Annotated in this window: 19 protein-coding genes; 9 read left to right on the forward strand and 10 right to left on the reverse strand. The window is 72.7% G+C overall.

Annotated features, from left to right (window positions below):
- Positions 1-7: 7 nt before the first annotated feature.
- On the forward strand, positions 8-388 hold the full coding sequence (locus BLU55_RS20150; RefSeq protein WP_091728468.1) for an antitoxin: 381 nt from the start codon (positions 8-10) through the stop codon (positions 386-388).
- Entirely contained in the window at positions 385-630 is a 246-nt protein-coding gene (locus tag BLU55_RS08585; RefSeq protein ID WP_091728471.1) for a hypothetical protein, read from the forward strand. The genes BLU55_RS20150 and BLU55_RS08585 overlap by 4 nt, the downstream gene beginning before the upstream one ends.
- Before the next feature lie 30 nt (positions 631-660).
- On the opposite strand, the gene BLU55_RS08590 is transcribed toward BLU55_RS08585, so the two are convergent.
- The 3 genes from BLU55_RS08590 to BLU55_RS08600 form a co-directional block, all read right to left on the reverse strand.
- Complete coding sequence (locus BLU55_RS08590) at positions 661-1,617, reverse strand: type IV toxin-antitoxin system AbiEi family antitoxin domain-containing protein (RefSeq protein ID WP_157682803.1); 957 nt, start codon at positions 1,615-1,617, stop codon at positions 661-663.
- A gap of 112 nt (positions 1,618-1,729) precedes the next feature.
- Positions 1,730-3,220, reverse strand: a complete 1,491-nt coding sequence (miaB, locus tag BLU55_RS08595; protein WP_091728473.1) for a tRNA (N6-isopentenyl adenosine(37)-C2)-methylthiotransferase MiaB — start codon at positions 3,218-3,220, stop codon at positions 1,730-1,732.
- 61 nt (positions 3,221-3,281) lie between these two features.
- Positions 3,282-3,863 carry a hypothetical protein gene (locus tag BLU55_RS08600; RefSeq protein WP_091728476.1) on the reverse strand — a complete coding sequence of 194 codons (582 nt, stop codon included), beginning with the start codon at positions 3,861-3,863 and terminating at the stop codon, positions 3,282-3,284.
- Between the two features lie 189 nt (positions 3,864-4,052).
- Here BLU55_RS08600 and BLU55_RS08605 point away from each other — a divergent pair, with 189 nt between their 5' ends.
- The 4 genes from BLU55_RS08605 (at position 4,053) to BLU55_RS08620 (ending at position 7,492) form a co-directional block, all read left to right on the forward strand.
- On the forward strand, positions 4,053-4,859 hold the full coding sequence (locus tag BLU55_RS08605) for an amino acid ABC transporter ATP-binding protein (RefSeq protein WP_091728479.1): 807 nt from the start codon (positions 4,053-4,055) through the stop codon (positions 4,857-4,859).
- 98 nt (positions 4,860-4,957) lie between these two features.
- Positions 4,958-5,848, forward strand: a complete 891-nt coding sequence (locus BLU55_RS08610; RefSeq protein ID WP_091728482.1) for a glutamate ABC transporter substrate-binding protein — start codon at positions 4,958-4,960, stop codon at positions 5,846-5,848.
- Between the two features lie 121 nt (positions 5,849-5,969).
- Complete coding sequence (locus tag BLU55_RS08615) at positions 5,970-6,620, forward strand: amino acid ABC transporter permease (protein WP_091728485.1); 651 nt, start codon at positions 5,970-5,972, stop codon at positions 6,618-6,620.
- A complete protein-coding gene (locus tag BLU55_RS08620) occupies positions 6,617-7,492 on the forward strand; it encodes an amino acid ABC transporter permease (protein WP_091728488.1) in 876 nt (291 codons plus the stop codon). The genes BLU55_RS08615 and BLU55_RS08620 overlap by 4 nt, the downstream gene beginning before the upstream one ends.
- Positions 7,493-7,501: 9 nt before the next feature.
- Here BLU55_RS08620 and BLU55_RS08625 read toward each other — a convergent pair whose 3' ends face one another.
- A complete protein-coding gene (locus BLU55_RS08625; protein ID WP_091728491.1) occupies positions 7,502-7,978 on the reverse strand; it encodes a hotdog fold domain-containing protein in 477 nt (158 codons plus the stop codon).
- A gap of 143 nt (positions 7,979-8,121) precedes the next feature.
- Between BLU55_RS08625 and BLU55_RS08630 the strand changes: the two genes are divergently transcribed.
- Together BLU55_RS08630 and BLU55_RS08635 are read left to right on the forward strand one after the other, a co-directional pair.
- Positions 8,122-8,646 carry a hypothetical protein gene (locus BLU55_RS08630; RefSeq protein WP_091728494.1) on the forward strand — a complete coding sequence of 175 codons (525 nt, stop codon included), beginning with the start codon at positions 8,122-8,124 and terminating at the stop codon, positions 8,644-8,646.
- 233 nt (positions 8,647-8,879) lie between these two features.
- On the forward strand, positions 8,880-9,968 hold the full coding sequence (locus BLU55_RS08635) for an acyltransferase family protein (RefSeq protein ID WP_269457943.1): 1,089 nt from the start codon (positions 8,880-8,882) through the stop codon (positions 9,966-9,968).
- A gap of 16 nt (positions 9,969-9,984) precedes the next feature.
- On the opposite strand, the gene BLU55_RS08640 is transcribed toward BLU55_RS08635, so the two are convergent.
- The 4 genes from BLU55_RS08640 to BLU55_RS08655 form a co-directional block, all read right to left on the reverse strand.
- The gene (locus tag BLU55_RS08640) at positions 9,985-10,575 is read right to left on the reverse strand and encodes a regulatory protein RecX (RefSeq protein ID WP_231917115.1); all 591 of its coding nucleotides are present in this window, start codon (positions 10,573-10,575) and stop codon (positions 9,985-9,987) included.
- A 2-nt stretch (positions 10,576-10,577) separates the two neighbouring features.
- Complete coding sequence (recA, locus tag BLU55_RS08645) at positions 10,578-11,645, reverse strand: recombinase RecA (protein WP_091728500.1); 1,068 nt, start codon at positions 11,643-11,645, stop codon at positions 10,578-10,580.
- A gap of 237 nt (positions 11,646-11,882) precedes the next feature.
- Positions 11,883-13,799: a bifunctional metallophosphatase/5'-nucleotidase gene (locus BLU55_RS08650; RefSeq protein ID WP_091728503.1), complete on the reverse strand. Its 1,917-nt coding sequence runs from the start codon at positions 13,797-13,799 to the stop codon at positions 11,883-11,885.
- Between the two features lie 124 nt (positions 13,800-13,923).
- Positions 13,924-14,118, reverse strand: a complete 195-nt coding sequence (locus BLU55_RS08655) for a DUF3046 domain-containing protein (RefSeq protein ID WP_091728506.1) — start codon at positions 14,116-14,118, stop codon at positions 13,924-13,926.
- 127 nt (positions 14,119-14,245) lie between these two features.
- On the opposite strand from BLU55_RS08655, the gene BLU55_RS08660 reads away from it, so the two are divergent.
- On the forward strand, positions 14,246-14,599 hold the full coding sequence (locus tag BLU55_RS08660) for a hypothetical protein (RefSeq protein WP_157682805.1): 354 nt from the start codon (positions 14,246-14,248) through the stop codon (positions 14,597-14,599).
- Here BLU55_RS08660 and BLU55_RS08665 read toward each other — a convergent pair.
- A complete protein-coding gene (locus tag BLU55_RS08665; protein WP_091728512.1) occupies positions 14,559-15,026 on the reverse strand; it encodes a hypothetical protein in 468 nt (155 codons plus the stop codon). The two genes, BLU55_RS08660 and BLU55_RS08665, sit on opposite strands and share 41 nt — an antisense overlap.
- Positions 15,023-16,168 (reverse strand): molybdopterin-dependent oxidoreductase, encoded by a 1,146-nt coding sequence (locus BLU55_RS08670; RefSeq protein ID WP_091728514.1) that lies wholly within the window; start codon positions 16,166-16,168, stop codon positions 15,023-15,025. The genes BLU55_RS08665 and BLU55_RS08670 overlap by 4 nt, the downstream gene beginning before the upstream one ends.
- Between the last annotated feature and the right edge of the window lie 8 nt (positions 16,169-16,176).

Raw genomic sequence — 16,176 nt, forward strand, 5'->3', positions numbered from 1 at the left:
GATCGCGATGGGCTTTCTCGACGACGCGAAGAAGAAGCTGAGCGACGCCGTGAACCAGCACGGCGACAAGATCAACCAGGGCCTCGACAAGGCCGCCGACGCCGTCGACAAGAAGACCGGCGGCAAGCACTCGGACAAGATCCGCCAGGGCGTGGCCAAGGCCAAGCAGGGCCTCGACGGCCTCGACGGCACCAAGGGCGACGACCTCGGCACCACGGGCACCGGCGGCACCACCGGCACCGGCTTCACGCCCACCAGCGGCACCGGCACCCAGCACCCCGCCGGCCCTAGCGACCCGGCCACGCCGACGTCGGCCAAGGAGCCCAAGGCCCCCACCGGCCCGATGGGCGACGGCACCCCCGGTGGCACCCCGGGGGTCGACCGGTGACCAGCACCGGCGACGAGCTGCCCGAGGCCCCCACCCCCGCGGTCGACCCGGCCCCCGAGCCCGGCCCCGGCGGACCGGCCGACGCCATCCAGCCCGACGTCGACGACTTCCCGCCCACCACGCCCGACCAGCCCCGGTCGGCCCAGGTGACCGACGGCGAGGTCCCCGACGAGATCGACTACCCCGAGGAGACCGACGAGGGCGAGCGCGACGTCGACGCCACCGAGGAAGCCCCCGCCTGACCTCACGCACGACGACGGGGAGGATCACTGTCACCCGGTGGCAGCAGTCCTCCCCGTCGTCGAGCAGCGCGGGCACGGGGTGACCGAACTGCCGAGGAGGGTGGCCACCAGTCCGGCGGTCGCACACGGCCGACCCAGCACCTGGCCCCACCCGAGGCGCACGGTGCGCAGGTCGGCACACGCCGCCGCGTCGAGGTCTCGCTGCAGGTCACGGTCGCGGTCGGCCGCCGTCGAGTGCCCCAGCCGGCCGTCGAGCTCCACGACGAGACCCCGGGTCCGGTAGGTCACGTCCCTGGCCCCTGGCCGCCCGACCACCGTGGGCGCCTGGCGATCGCCACGGGGCAGGCGGTGCGCCCGCTCGACGTCGACCAGGTAGGCACGCTCCAGGACCGAGCACGCCCCCGTGCCGACGTCGGCGAGGACCTCCCCCACGAAGTGCCGCCGAGCCATCCGCGGCCGACCCGCCAGGGCCTGCTGCAGCCGGGACGTCGTCGTGACGCGCGACTGGACCGCGTCGGCCAGCACCGCCACGGCGGTGTGGTCGTCGCGGGCCTCCGCGGCCACGTCGAGCACCGCCTCCTCCGGGCGCACGCACGGCGGCGAGGCGCTCCACCGCACGCGCCCGCCGAGACCTCGGGTGCGGTGCAGGACCACTCCCTCGGGTGGTCGCACCCGCCGGTCGTGCTCGACCGCCACGTGGATCGGGCCGTCCTCGCGGCCACCCGGTCGCACGACACCGTGGGCCGCGCGCAGGGCAGACACCCCGTGCAGCGCGGCCGGCCCCACGGCCAGGGTGGCGGCCCACGCGCGCTGCCGCCACGTCAGCGGGCCGGTGTGGTCGACGTACACGCCGGGATGGACCACCACGAGGTCACGCCGGCGCAGCCACCGCCGGATGTCGTGCTCGCCGGCGCCCAGGGCACGCAGCTGCTCGCGCGTGACGACGCCGTCCTGCCGGCACAGCAGGTCGGCACGCTCGTCTGGCACCCGACCAGCCTGGAACGGGCCACCGTCCCGGACCAGGTCCCATCTGCGACCTGTGGACGCCCGACCACACCGGGGAGCCTGGCTGCCACCTGGTGGCAGCAGGACTCCCCGATCAGCGTGAGCAGCCGTCGACCACCGGGAGCGGCGCGGGGACGCCGACGGTGGGCAGGCCGAGGGAGACGCCGGCGGTGGGGGCGGGCGCGGCGGTGCGGGCCTCCCACGCGTCCCCCGAGCGGGTACGCCGCAGCGAGCGGACCGGCCCGTCGGCGACGAGGTGGTGGGGGGCGCCGTAGGTGACCTCGACCTCGACCACGTCGCCGGGGCGCACGTCGACCGGGGTGCCGTCCGGCGCCAGCGGGGTGAAGTGCACCAGGCGGTTGTCGCGGGCGCGGCCCGAGAGCCGGCGGGTGGCGGCGTCCTTGCGGCCCTCGCCCTCGGCGACCATCAGCTCGACGACGCGGCCCTCGAGGGCGCGGTTCTCGGCCCAGGCGATCTCGTCGACCAGGGCGACCAGGCGCTCGTAGCGGTCCTGCACGACGGCCTTGGGCACCTGGTCCTCGAGCACGGCGGCGGGGGTGCCGGGGCGCTTGGAGTACTGGAAGGTGAAGGCGCTGGCGAACCGCGCGGCCCGCACCACGTCGAGGGTGGCCTCGAAGTCCGCCTCGGTCTCGCCGGGGAAGCCCACGATGATGTCGGTGGTGATCGCGGCGTCGGGCATCGCGGCCCGGACCCGCTCGATGATGCCGAGGTAGCGCGACTGGCGGTAGGAGCGCCGCATCGCCTTGAGCACGGCGTCGGAGCCGGACTGCAGCGGCATGTGCAGCGACGGCACCACGTTGGGGGTCTCGGCCATCGCCTCGATGACGTCGTCGGTGAACTCCGCGGGGTGCGGCGAGGTGAAGCGCACCCGCTCGAGGCCCTCGATCTCGCCGCAGGCGCGCAGCAGCTTGGAGAAGGCCTGCCGGTCGCCGAACTCCACGCCGTAGGCGTTGACGTTCTGGCCCAGGAGGGTGACCTCGCTGACGCCCTCGGCCACCAGCGCCTCGATCTCGGCCAGGACGTCGCCGGGCCGGCGGTCCTTCTCCTTGCCGCGCAGCGCCGGGACGATGCAGAACGTGCAGGTGTTGTTGCACCCGACGGACACCGAGACCCAGGCGGCGTACGCCGACTCGCGCTTGGTCGGCAGCGTCGAGGGGAAGACGTCGAGCGACTCCAGGATCTCGACCTGGGCCTCCTCGGCCACCCGCGCCCGCTCCAGCAGCACCGGCAGCGAGCCGATGTTGTGGGTGCCGAAGACGACATCGACCCACGGGGCCCTGTCGGTGATGGTGGTGCGGTCCTTCTGCGCCAGGCAGCCGCCGACCGCGATCTGCATGCCCGGTCGGCTCTTCTTGACCGACGCCAGGTGGCCGAGGTTGCCGTAGAGCTTGTTGTCGGCGTTCTCCCGGACCGCGCAGGTGTTGAGCACCACGACGTCGGCGGGCTCGTCGCCGCTCGCCGCGGCGTACCCCGCCGTCTCCAGCAGGCCGGTGAGGCGCTCGGAGTCGTGGACGTTCATCTGGCACCCGTAGGTGCGGACCTGGTAGGTGCGTTGCTCAGCCATGACAGTCACCCAGGGTACGGCGGCACCGGCGCTGCCCCGAATCGGAGTCGCGGCGGGCGGGCTACTCCCCCGGGTTGCGCTCGGCGCCGCGCTGCAGCGTCTCGGCCTCGGAGAGCACCGCCGCCTCCTCGCCGGGCTCGGGCGTCCCGGTCGTGGAGCCGATCGCGTCGATGGGCGACTCGGGCTCGCCGGCCTCCATGTCCTCGAGGAACCCCTCGACGGCCTCGCGGTCGCCGGTCGCGGACCCGCCGTGGGCGACGTCGCGGCTGGCGACCTTGGGCTCGGTCGCGAAGGCCTCGCCTGGCGCGCCCGGCAGCGGACCGGTCGCGCGCACCGCCACCTCGGCCGGCGTGGGGATCGGGGTCCCGTCCTCGAGCCGGGACGGGGCGGTCGTGGCGGTCGTGGCGGCCGGCTCCGAGCCGGAGGGCGACGCCTGCCCGGGCTGGTCGGGCCGCTGGGCCGGAGGGCGCGGGGTGCTCGCGGGCTCGCCGCCCGGGATCCGGCCGTGCACGACGCCCAGGCCGAGGCGGACCGCGCTGTGCGCCAGGCCGACCGCCTGGGTCGCGGTGGAGACGGGGTGGCGCGCCGCGCCGTACGCCGTGGAGATCGTGCCGCGGACCAGGGTGCCCACCAGGCTGCTCATCGTGTCGTGCTCCTCGTGTCGGGGGATCGTCGGCTCCCCTGCCAGTGCCCGGGGGTCGCGCGGACAAACCCACCTCGGTGGGACACCGGGGCGACACGCGTCACGCCGCAGGTCACCACCCGGTCACGATCGACCCCACCACCCCGGCTCACCTCGACTCCCGACGCCCCGCCCCCCTAGGGTCACCGGATGACCGACCCCGAGACCCCCGACGCGACCGCCCCGCCGGCACGCCGCCGGCGCGCGTCGTCCGCGACCTCCGAGCCGCTCATCGTCCTCGACCACGTCGACAAGTGGTTCGGGCAGCTGCACGTCCTGCAGGACATCGAGCTCACCGTCCACAAGGGCGAGGTCGTCGTGGTGATCGGCCCCTCCGGGTCGGGCAAGTCGACGCTGTGCCGCACCATCAACCGCCTCGAGACCATCGACCAGGGCCGCATCACCCTCGACGGGCAGGAGCTGCCCCAGGAGGGCAAGGCCCTGGCCGCGCTGCGCTCCGAGGTCGGCATGGTGTTCCAGAGCTTCAACCTCTTCGCCCACAAGACGATCCTCGAGAACGTCACCCTCGGGCCGATCAAGGTGCGCGGCCGGAGCAGGGCGCAGGCCGAGGAGCGCGGTCGCGAGCTGCTCGACCGCGTGGGCGTGGGCCACCAGGCCGACAAGTACCCCGCCCAGCTCTCGGGCGGCCAGCAGCAGCGCGTGGCCATCGCCCGCGCCCTGGCCATGGAGCCCAAGGCGATGCTCTTCGACGAGCCCACCTCGGCCCTCGACCCCGAGATGATCTCGGAGGTCCTCGACGTCATGGTCGACCTCGCCCAGCAGGGCATGACGATGATCGTGGTGACCCACGAGATGGGCTTCGCGCGCACCGCCGCGGACCGGGTCGTCTTCATGGCCGACGGCGCGATCGTCGAGGAGAACACCCCCGAGGAGTTCTTCACCCACCCGCGGTCGGCGCGGGCCCAGGACTTCCTCGGCAAGATCCTCACCCACTGAGCGGCGCCACGGGCGTCCCCCACTTCTCTCGGGACAGCAGCACTGCCACCACCACCGGACAGGGATCGGGTCACCGGCCCGGACAGAAGGAGACAGCAATGCGATTCACCAGGACCAGGGCGGTGCTCGCCACCGCCGGGCTCGCCCTCGCGCTCAGCGCCTGCGGCGGCAACGCCGGACAGTCCTCGCAGGGGGGTGCGGACGTCGAGGTCGACAAGGACGCCGCCTCCAGCTTCGAGGCCGGCACCAAGATGAAGGAGCTCGCCGACGCCGGCAAGATCACCATCGGCGTCAAGTTCGACCAGCCCGGGCTCGGCTTCAAGGGCGCGGCGGACGACGTGCCGACCGGCTTCGACGTCGAGATGGGCAAGATCTTCGCCGGCTCCCTCGGCATCCCCGAGGACGGCATCACCTGGAAGGAGACCATCTCCGACAACCGGGAGCCCTACCTCCAGGCGGGCGAGGTCGACCTGGTCATCGCGACGTACTCCATCACCGACGAGCGTCGTCAGGTGGTCGGTCAGGCCGGGCCCTACTACGTGACCGGCCAGCAGCTGCTCGTCAAGAAGGGCAGCGACATCCAGGACGTGGCCGACATCAAGGGCAAGGAGGTCTGCTCGGTGACCGGGTCGACCTCCCTCGACAACGCCGAGGCCGAGGGCGCCAAGCCGCGCGGCTTCGACACCTACTCCGAGTGCCGCGACCAGGTGCTCGACGGCACCGTCGAGGCGATGACCACCGACGGCTCGATCCTGCTCGGCTACGCCGCCCAGAACCCCGACGAGCTCGAGGTCGTCGGCGAGCCCTTCTCCGAGGAGCGCTACGGGGTGGGCTACAGCAAGGACAGCTCCGAGATGTGCCAGTGGATCAACGACACGATCGAGACCTCGTTCGAGGACGGCAACTGGGAGAAGGCGTTCGACGCCACGCTCGGCAAGTCGGGCGCCGAGGCGCCCGAGCAGCCGAAGCTCGACGCCTGCGACGCCTGACACGCACCGCACGAGGTGACGGGGCGGTCCGCGTGACCGCCCCGTCGCCGAGTCCGGACCGTCGGGGCGGCCCCGCCGTCCCCCGCCCCACCCACCGACCGAGGAAGGAGGTCCGCCCCGCATGGACGACGTCTTCAGCAACTTCGACCTGGTGCTCCGCGCCTTCTGGCTGACCCTCCAGCTGTTCCTGCTCTCCGGCCTGATCTCGCTGGTGCTGGGCACCCTGCTCGGCGCGCTGCGCGTGGGACCCGTCGCGATCCTGAGGGGGGCGGTGTCGACCTACGTCACGGTGGTGCGCAACACGCCCCTGCTGATCGTCTTCATCTTCGTCTTCATCGCGCTGCCGCGCATCGACGTCAACTTCCCGTTCCTCGTCAAGGGCGTCATCGCGCTCAGCTTCTACACCTCGACGTTCGTGTGCGAGGCCATCCGCTCGGGCGTCAACGCCGTCCCCCTCGGACAAGCCGAGGCAGCCCGCGCCATCGGGCTCACCTTCGCCGGCACCATGCGCGAGGTCATCCTCCCGCAGGCCTTCCGCGCGACCGTCCCGCCGCTGGCCAGCGTCATGATCGCGCTGCTGAAGAACACCTCGGTCGCCGCCGCCTTCGGGCTGCTCGAGGCCACCGCCCGGATGCGCTACTTCACCAACAACAACGCCGACGCGCGCGAGGCGATCTTCCTGCTCTTCGCGATCGGCTACGTCGTGCTCGTCGAGGTCGTGTCCTTCGGGGCCTCCCGGCTCGAGCGTCGCTGGAAGGTGGCCCACGCATGAGCGCCAACGTCCTGTTCGACTCCCCCGGCCCCCGCACCCGGCGACGCCACCGGATCTACTCGGTCGTCACGGTCCTCGCCCTGCTCGGCCTGCTCGCGCTCGTGGTGCTGCGCCTCGACGCCAAGGGACAGCTCGCCTACGTCCTGTGGGAGCCGTTCATCACCCCGGCCTACCTCCAGGCCCTCCTCGACGGCCTGCTGCGCACCCTGCAGATGGCCGCGCTGGCCGTGGTCTTCTCGGTGGTGTTCGGCGTGGTCCTCGGCGTCGCGAAGCTCTCGGACCGGCGCTGGGTCCGCGGACCGGCCTGGTTGGTCGTGGAGTTCTTCCGGGCCGTCCCGGTGCTGCTGCTGATGGTCTTCCTCTACTTCAGCTACGGCGTCGGCGCCGACGGCATCGGCGCGCTGTGGTGCGTCGTGATCGCGCTGACGCTCTACAACGGCTCGGTGCTGGCCGAGGTGTTCCGCGCGGGCATCAACGCCGTCCCTGCCGGGCAGGCGGAGGCGGCGTACGCCCTGGGGATGCGCAAGTCGCAGGTGATGTCGCTGGTCCTGCTGCCGCAGGCGGTGAAGATCATGCTGCCCTCGATCATCAGCCAGTGCGTGGTGGCCCTCAAGGACACCAGCCTCGGCTTCTACATCGCCGCACCGGGCCTGACGGCGGTGGGCAAGGCGATCTACACCGAGTTCCAGAACCAGGTGCAGACCGCGCTCGTGCTCGCCGCGATGTACGTCGCGGTCAACCTCGTCCTGACCGCCATCGCCACCTGGGTCCAGCGCCGCTACGTCGGCGAGCGCGCCACCCTGGACACCACCAGCGTCGGGCCCAACGCCCTGGCGTCCGGAGGCGCGCAGGGCACCCCCAGCGGGGTCTGAGCAGGCGGCTCAGCGCTTGGGGGTCACCCACAGCCGGATGACGCCCTCGATGACGACGGTGCCGTCCGAGCGCACTCCCTTGACGCGCACGGGCACGTCCGGGTCGGTGCCGGTCCACTGCTCGGGGTCGGTGTCGGCGTGGCAGGTGATGTCGCTGGTGGCCTTGGCGGTGTAGGCGACCTCCATCCCCTTGGGGATCCAGCGCTTGTCGGCCGGGATGCTGGCCTCGGCGAGCACGCCCATCGCCGCCTCCAGGCCGTTGCACAGCGCGATGGCGTGGACCGTCCCGATGTGGTTCTTCACCGCCCGCCGCTTGGGGATGACGACCTCGGCGTGGTTGGGCTCGATCACGGTGAAGCGCGGCCGGATGCTCCAGAAGTACGGCGCGACCTGCGAGAACGCGAACGAGAACAGCCGCTCCCCCAGCAGCGGGCCCACCACGGGCAGGGAGGTGCTCTTGCGGTGCAGGTCCAGGACGCGGCTCATGCCGGCCGACTCTAGGACCCCTCGTGGCCCCGCTGTCGCAGGGGTCGCCATGGGCCCCGGGGCCGGCTCGGCCCTCTGGCGAGGAACCGCCAGAAAGGGACAAAACGGTCGCCACGGGCCGACCGCCCTGGTTGGATGGGGCCGTGCACAACCGGCGGGAGCTCGAGCAGGCGTGGCAGCACTACCTTCGCGAGGTCGCCGAGATCAACCGCAGCGGCGAGTGGGGCGCCTATGCCGACCTGTTCCGCGAGGACGTCGTCTACCGCCGCCACGGTCACGCGCCCTGCCACGGCCGCGAGCCCTTCCGGGCCTGGATCACGACCGGCACCAGCACGCTGCCGGGGTCGCTCATCACCAGCGTGGATCCCGTCTGGCACCGCCTCGACCTCACCGAGGGCCGGGTGCTGATGGAGACCCGTCACACGCTGCGCGACCCCGGTGACGGGTCGATGCACTTCGCCCTGAGCACCACCCTGCTGACCTACGGCGGCGAGGGCCTGTGGGCCTCGGGCGACGACGTCCACAACGCGCTCTCCTACACCACGATGTACCGCAGCTGGGCCCGCGCCGCCGACGCGTGCGGCACGCTCGGCGAGGACGAGGCCGAGCTGTTCGCCGCCATGGGGCTGCACCGCCGGCCGGAGCCGATGCTCGGCTCGGGGTCCTAGCTCTACCGCGCCGGTCGGCTCCGGGCTGGTGCCCCGGCCCGACCGGCCATCGTGTGCCTGTCCGCGCCGCGCCGCTGCACGAGGTCTAGACGGAAGGACACGACCCCTCCCCGGGAGGGTCGCATCGTGGGACCGACACGCCGCGGGCCGCACCGGCACAGCCCTGACCTGCCCACACTCGCGAGACCTCAGCGTGGTCGCCCACCACGCGCTCGGGACCTCGGGGGGAACCAGTGGCTGTCAGGAACATCCAGGGACTTCGTGCGGTGGCGGCCTTCATGGTCGTCCTCGCCCACGTCGGCGGCACCAGCGGCGTGCACGCCACGCTCTTCGGGGGCGGACCCGGCTGGGTCCGTCTCGAGGAGGTGGGACGGACGGGCGTCGACCTGTTCTTCGTGATCAGCGGCTTCATCATGCTCGTCACCACCGCCCGCGTGCCCCACGGCGTCGCGGGAGCGCGCCACTTCCTGTGGCGGCGTGTCACCCGGATCTACCCGCCCTACCTCGTGGTGACCTCGGCCGTCCTCGCGGTCTACCTGCTGCGGCCGGACCTGGTCAACGACAGCCAGGAGCACCGGCCCGACGTGCTCGCGTCCTTCCTGCTGCTGCCCCAGGACGGGCTGCCGCTGCTGCTCGTCGGGTGGACGCTGGTGTTCGAGATGTACTTCTACGTCGTCCTCGCCCTCACCCTGCTGCTCCCCCGTGCGGCGCTGCTGCCCGCTCTGGCCGTCTGGGGCATGGTCACCGTGGCGGCGGGCCAGGTGCCGTCCACGCACCCGTGGGTGCAGCTCGTGGCCAGTCCCCTCAACGTCGAGTTCATGCTCGGCGCGGTCATCGGCGGGCTGTTCGCCGCGGGCCACCGCCGGGCGCCCCTGGCGCTCTCGCTCCTCGGTGCCGGCGGCGCGGTCCTCCTGGCGGCGCTGGTCATGCTCGGGGCCGACCCCTACCCCGGCGACGGGGACTGGCCCGTGGTGATCGTCACGGTGGTCCCGTTCACGCTGCTCGTCTACGGGCTGGCCTGCCTGGAGGCCGGCTCCGGCTGGGTGGTGCCGGGCGTGCTCGTGGGCCTCGGGGACGTGTCGTACTCGCTTTACCTGACCCACGTCGCGGTCTTCAAGGTGCTGACGGTGGGGCTGGCCGGTCTGACGCTGGGCGGTACTGCGTCCCAGGTCGCGGTGGTGCTGCTGGCGCTGGTGGCAGCCGTCGCGGGGGCGCTGGTGTTCTACGTGCTCGTCGAGAAGCGACTGCTGCGGACGTTGCACGCCGGGACGGTCGCCGACCGGTGGCGCCGCCGCGCCTCGCCGGCCCGGCAGCCGGCCTGAACGCCGACGCTGCTCGTCACGGACCGTCGAGGCCCTCGTCGGCGGTCTCGACGCCGTGGGCAGCGAGCTCCTCCTTGACGACGCGGAAGGCGACCCCGCTGGAGTGGCCCTTGCGGGCCAGCATGCCCACCATGCGACGTACGGCCTTGTCGTGCTCGAGACGGCCCACCGTGCGCATCCGGCCACGCACGAGCTGGCGGGCCGCCTGCTCCTCGTCGTCGTCGTCGACCTCGTCGAGCGCCTCGCGGGCGACCTCGTCGTCGATGCCCTTGCGGCGCAGCTCCTGGGCCAGCGCCCGGCGGGCCAGGCCTCGCCCCGACTGCCGCTGCTCGACCCAGTCGCGGGCGAAGGCGGCGTCGTCGATGAGCCCGACCTCGGTGAAGCGGTCGAGCAGCCGACCGGCGACGTCGTCGGGGACCTCGCGGTCGGCCAGCTTGGTCGCCAGCTCGGCCCGGGTGCGGGCCCGGCCCGTCAGCTGGTTGAGCAGGATCGTCCGGGCGACCGACTCGGGGTCGGCCTCCGGACCGGTGTCCAGCCCGGGGGACGGCTCACGTGGGGTCCGCCCCCGGGAGCGGGAGGCCCGCCGAGAGCCGTGCTCCCCCACCACGACTAGAAGTCGATGCCGTCGGGGTCGATGCCGCCGTCGGCCTTGAACCCGTCGGCGGGCTTGTCGACCTTGGCGCCGATGCCGAGCTTCTCGAGGATCTTCTTCTCGATCTCGTTGGCCAGGTCGGGGTTGTCGCGCAGGAAGGTGCGGGCGTTCTCCTTGCCCTGGCCCAGCTGGTCGCCCTCGTAGGTGTACCAGGCGCCGGCCTTGCGGACGAGGCCCTGCTCGACGCCCACGTCGATCAGGCCGCCCTCGCGGCTGATGCCCAGGCCGTACATGATGTCGAACTCGGCCTGCTTGAAGGGCGGGGCCACCTTGTTCTTGACGACCTTGACGCGGGTCCGGTTGCCGACCATGTCGGTGCCGTCCTTGAGCGTCTCGATGCGTCGCACGTCGAGGCGCACGGAGGAGTAGAACTTCAGCGCGCGACCACCGGTCGTGGTCTCGGGCGAGCCGAACATGACGCCGATCTTCTCGCGGAGCTGGTTGATGAAGATGGCCGTGGTGCCGGAGTTGTTGAGCGCGCCGGTCATCTTGCGCAGCGCCTGGCTCATCAGCCGTGCCTGGAGGCCGACGTGGCTGTCGCCCATCTCGCCCTCGATCTCGGCGCGGGGCACGAGCGCGGCCACCGAGTCGATGACGATCAGGTCCAGCGCGCCGGAGCGGATCAGCATGTCGGCGATCTCCAGCGCCTGCTCGCCCGAGTCGGGCTGCGAGACCAGCAGGGCGTCGGTGTCGACGCCGAGGCGCTGGGCGTACTCCGGGTCGAGCGCGTGCTCGGCGTCGATGAAGGCCACGATGCCGCCGGCGGCCTGGGCGTTGGCCACCGCGTGCAGCGCGACCGTCGTCTTGCCGGAGGACTCCGGGCCGTAGATCTCCACGACGCGACCGCGAGGCAGACCACCGAGGCCCAGCGCGATGTCGAGGGAGATCGCCCCGGTGGGGATGATCTCGAGCGGCGCGCGGGTCTCGTCGCCGAGCCGCATCACCGAGCCCTTGCCGAACTGCTTCTCGATGTTGGCCAGCGCTACGTCGAGCGCCTTGTCACGGTTGTTGGCGGCAGCAGCCATGGGACTTCCTCGTTTCTCGTGCGCCGGTCGGCGCGGGTCTGACCTCGTGTCCTGCCAGACGTTAGGGGCCGGCACCGACAGTCCTCGGTGCTGCTGGCCGTGCTGTGGAGAACCACGTCCCGACCCCTGCCTGTGGACACGACGGTAGTACGAACACGTGTTCGACCGCCAACGTGACACGCCGACCCACCGAGATCGGTGGGCCGGCGTGCGAGGTGCTGCGTGGAGCGGGTGGGGCTACTGCGTGATCCGGTCCAGCGGCCCCGGGGTGTACGGCGAGACCGACTGCAGGTGGTCGGCGAACGCGTCGATGTCGAGGCCGCCGTAGTACTTGCCCGTGCCGTCCTTGAACGCCGGGAACCCGTCACCCCCGTCGGAGAGGAAGTTGTTGGTCACGATGCGATAGGTCGCCGCCTTGTCGATCGGCGTGCCGTCCAGGGTCACGCTGCCCTCGGCCGCCCCGGTCGGGGTCAGCCGGTAGGAGAAGCCCTCGCTGACCTGCAGCACCTTGCGGCTGGCCGCGTTGGCGCCGGTCACCTGCTGGGCCAGGAGGTCGTAGACCTGCTGGCCGGTGAGGCTCATCGAGACCAGGAAGTTGTTGAACGGCTGCACCGCGAAGGCCTCGGAGTAGGTGACCTCGCCGACCTGCTCGTCGTACGCCTGGTTGGCGCGGACCAGGTTGGTGCGGATGCCACCGGGGTTCATGAAGGCGATCACCGGCTCCTCGCCGCCCGTGACGACCGAGTCGTCGGCGAGCTGGGCGTCGGCGATCAGGTCGCCCAGGGCGCTCTCCCCCGTGGCCGAGGGGGTGGTGGTGACGTCGGCCCCGATGGTGCCGAGCACCTTGCTGGCGATGGGGCGCACCAGCTCCTTGTAGCGGGCGATCAGGGCGGTCTGCGCCGGGTCCTTGGGCACCGTGCGGGTGACCTGCAGGTTGGAGCCCTCGACGCTCGCCCGGACGATGTCGCGGGTGGCCTTGTCGTAGGTCAGGTTGGTCTCGGTGACCAGGCGGCCGAACGACGAGGCGGAGGTGACGAGCCGGGGGTTGCCGGCGGGGTCCGCGACGTCGCAGACGTAGGGCTGGTGGGTGTGGCCCGAGACGACCATGTCGATGGCGGGGTCGAGACCCTCGGCGATCGGCAGGATCGGCGAGATCGGGTCGAGGGAGCCACCCTTGCCGCAGGTGTAGTCGTACGCCGGGGCGACCGTGTAGGGCTTGCCGGTCGCCGGGTCGGTGCCGAGCTGGACGTTCTTCGGGGTGCCGCCCTGGTGCACCAGCACCACGATGGCGTTGACGCCCTTGCGGCGCAGCACCGGCACCAGCGCGTTGGCGGTCTGCACCTCGTCGTGGAACTCCAGGCCGGCCACGCCGCTGGCCGTGACGATGTCGGGGGTCTCCTCGAGCGTCATGCCGATGAAGCCGATCTTGGCCTTGCCGACCTGCTCGATGGCGTACGGCGGCAGGATCGTCTGCCCGGTGCCGGCGTACGTCACGTTGGCGGCCAGCCAGTCGAAGTCGGCTCCGGCGAAGGTGCCGTCGGGGCAGGAGTCCTGGTTGTTGGCGCCGTCGCCGTCGTCGAGGCAGCCGCCGGCCGCCATCCGCTGGAGCTCCTGGTAGCCCTCGTCGAACTCGTGGTTGCCCACGGCGCTGACGTCGAGGCCCAGCTGGTTGAGCGACTCGACCGCGGGCTCGTCGTGGAACGCCGCCGAGAGCAGCGGCGAGGCGCCGATGAGGTCGCCGGCCGCCACGGTGAGGCTGTTCGGGTGGCCCTGGCGGGCCTGCTCGAGCGTAGTGGCGAGGTACTCCGCGCCGCCCGCGTCGGTGGTCGTGGCCACCGGGGGCTTGCCGTCGGCCACGGTGTAGCCGGTGGTGTTGCGACCGCTCGACCCGGCCGGGGGCTCGAGGTTGCCGTGGAAGTCGTTGAACGACAGCAGCTGCACCTTCTCGTAGCGGCCGGGCTGACCGGGCCACCCGGGGCCGGGCTTGGGCTTGCCGGGCTTCGGCTTGCCCGGCTTGGGCTTGGCGGGCTTGGCCGTCGCCTGGCTCGCGGCGTCGGCCGTGGTCGCGCCGAGCGTCGAGAGCGTGGCCAGGGTCGACAGGGCCAGGGCCCCGGCGGCGAGGACGCCGGTGAGGCGTCGCGTGCGGTGCGGCATGGACTGGTTCTCCTGATCCTCCGAGTGGGATCCCCGAGCGGGACCCGGTGACCCTAACCGCGCCGTCGCCCCGCCCGGGAGGCCTGGCGGATCACGGTTGCGTGACGGCTGGGTGGACGCCCGCCTAGCGGTCGGTGGACGGCAGCCCGAGCTCGGCCCACACCGCGCGCCACACCACCTTGGGCGCCTCCCCCGCGTCCAGCGCCTCGGTCGCGCTGCGGCCACCGAGCGAGGCCAGCACGTGCGACTCGGCCCACAGCCGGGCGTAGCCGTCGCCGAGGGCGGCGTCCATGCGCGTCCAGAACTCGGTGTGCCTCACCCTGGTGATGCTGCCAGAGCGCCCCCACCGCCCCGACCGGAGGCACCGGTGGTCGTGCCGCCACCCCCGATCGTGTAGACCATGGGCAGGCCGGACGCCGGGTCCGGCCACTGCCGGGAGGAGCACGATGGGGTCGCTGGGAACGGTCGTGGTGGTGCTCGTCGCCGTCGCGCTGCTGGTCGCCGCCTTCCTGCAGCTGCGGTCCGGACCGCTCCCCTTCCCGGCCATCATCACCGCCGCGCTCACCTGCGCGGTCTGCTACACCGTCGCCGGCACCGTCAGCAGCTCCGGCTCGGGACCCAGCGTCCCGACGGTGGTCGGGTCCCTGGTGGGCGTGCTCGCCCTGGTCGCGATGGTGGTCTCGCTGGTGCCCCGACGTCCCCAGGCCGAGGCCGGGCGCGACCGGCGCAGCCCGATCGTGATCGCCGTGGCCGGCACGGTCATCGGCGCCGTGGGGCTCCTGGTCCACCAGCTGCTCTGACCCGGCGCGCGACGACCGGCACCACCAGCGCGAGCAGCAGCACCGCCGCGGCCAGCAGCAGCCAGCCCCCGGTGTAGTCACGGTCGAGCAGGGTCGGGTTGTCCGACCGGGCGCCGAAGCGGCCCAGCACCGGCACCGCCGTCGCCGTGACCCCCAGCAGGACCACCAGCCCGACGGTGAGCGAGGTCCGCCAGGACGCCGGCACCACCCGCACCAGCAGCACGGTCGCGAGCACCGTCAGCGGGGCGACGACCGCGTCGTGGAGCACGACCCCGCCCGCCATCCACAGCACGGTGTCGAGCAGGTCGGCGCCGTCCAGCCCGAGCAGCAGCACCGCGCCGTACGCCGCCGCGGCCAGGCCCAGCAGGCCCACGACGGCCCGCACGGCCACCTCGGGCCGCACCCGGCGCGAGGCGCTGCCGCTCACGCGACCACCTCCACGCGGGTGACCCATTTGGTCTGCATCACGCCGGGGCGGTTGGGTGCGATCAGGCGGCAGGGGTAGCCGTGGTCCAGGCTCAGCTCCTCGCCGTGCAGCCGCAGCGCCAGCAGGGTGTGCGGGTGCCGGGCGAACGACGGCGGCAGCTCCGAGGACCCGAAGGACCCCCGCGTCTGCAGCGAGCGCACCCGCACCACGGCGTCGGCCGGGGCGTCGACGAGGTCCAGCAGGTCCCCCAGGCGTACGCCGGTCCAGGTCGCCCCGGCGCTCCACCCCTCGACGCAGGCGATCGGCAGGTCGTGGGTGCGCTGCTCCATCGCCTCGAGCTCGGCCCGGGTGAGCTCGACCTCGCCGCCGGGACCCGCGACCGTGAGCCGGTAGTCCTCGGCCCGCGCGGTCGTGGTCACCCCCGCGGCCTGGGCCGAGCGGTTGACCGGCACGCCCTGGGGGCCCTCACCGGACCGGACGGCCAGCACCGAGACCCGGCGCAGCAGCGGCACCGTGCCGCCCGCGTTGGCGAGCACGGCGACCGCGGAGGCCAGCAGCGCGGCCCGCACGACGGTGCGGCGGCTCGGACCGGTGGTGCCCGAGGGCGGCTCGGCGTCGAGCCGTGCGGCGTACCCCTCGCGGATGGCCGGCAGCTTGACCGCGACGTGGACCAGCAGCGCGCCGATCGCCACCCAGGCGCCGGCGTAGTGGCTGGCGCGGAAGGAGAACGACCAGGGGTACCACTGCGCGGAGTTGGCCAGGCCGACGACGAGCTGGAAGACCGAGGCCGCGACCAGCACCGCGATCGAGAGCCGTTCCAGGGCGCTGAGCACGACCGCGCGCACGTCGCGCAGCGGCGGCAGCGCCACGAACAGCTTCGGGTAGACCGACCACAGCTTGACCAGCAGCAGCGGGATCGCCGCGATGCCGGTCAGCACGTGCAGCCCCTGGGTGACGCGGTAGCCCCAGGTGGGGCCGGTCGGCGGCACGAGGCCGCCGGCGCCCAGGTAGTACCAGTGGCTGTAGAGGCCGGTGAGGAAGCAGACGCCGAAGCACAGGCCGAGCCAGCTGCCGACCCGGGCCGTGACGGAGGTGTCACGCAGCCGGGAGCTGAACGACTCCTCGCGCGGGATCGGCACCATCGATGGCA

It is taken from the genome of Nocardioides scoriae (assembly GCF_900104965.1).
GTDB lineage: Bacteria > Actinomycetota > Actinomycetes > Propionibacteriales > Nocardioidaceae > Marmoricola > Marmoricola scoriae.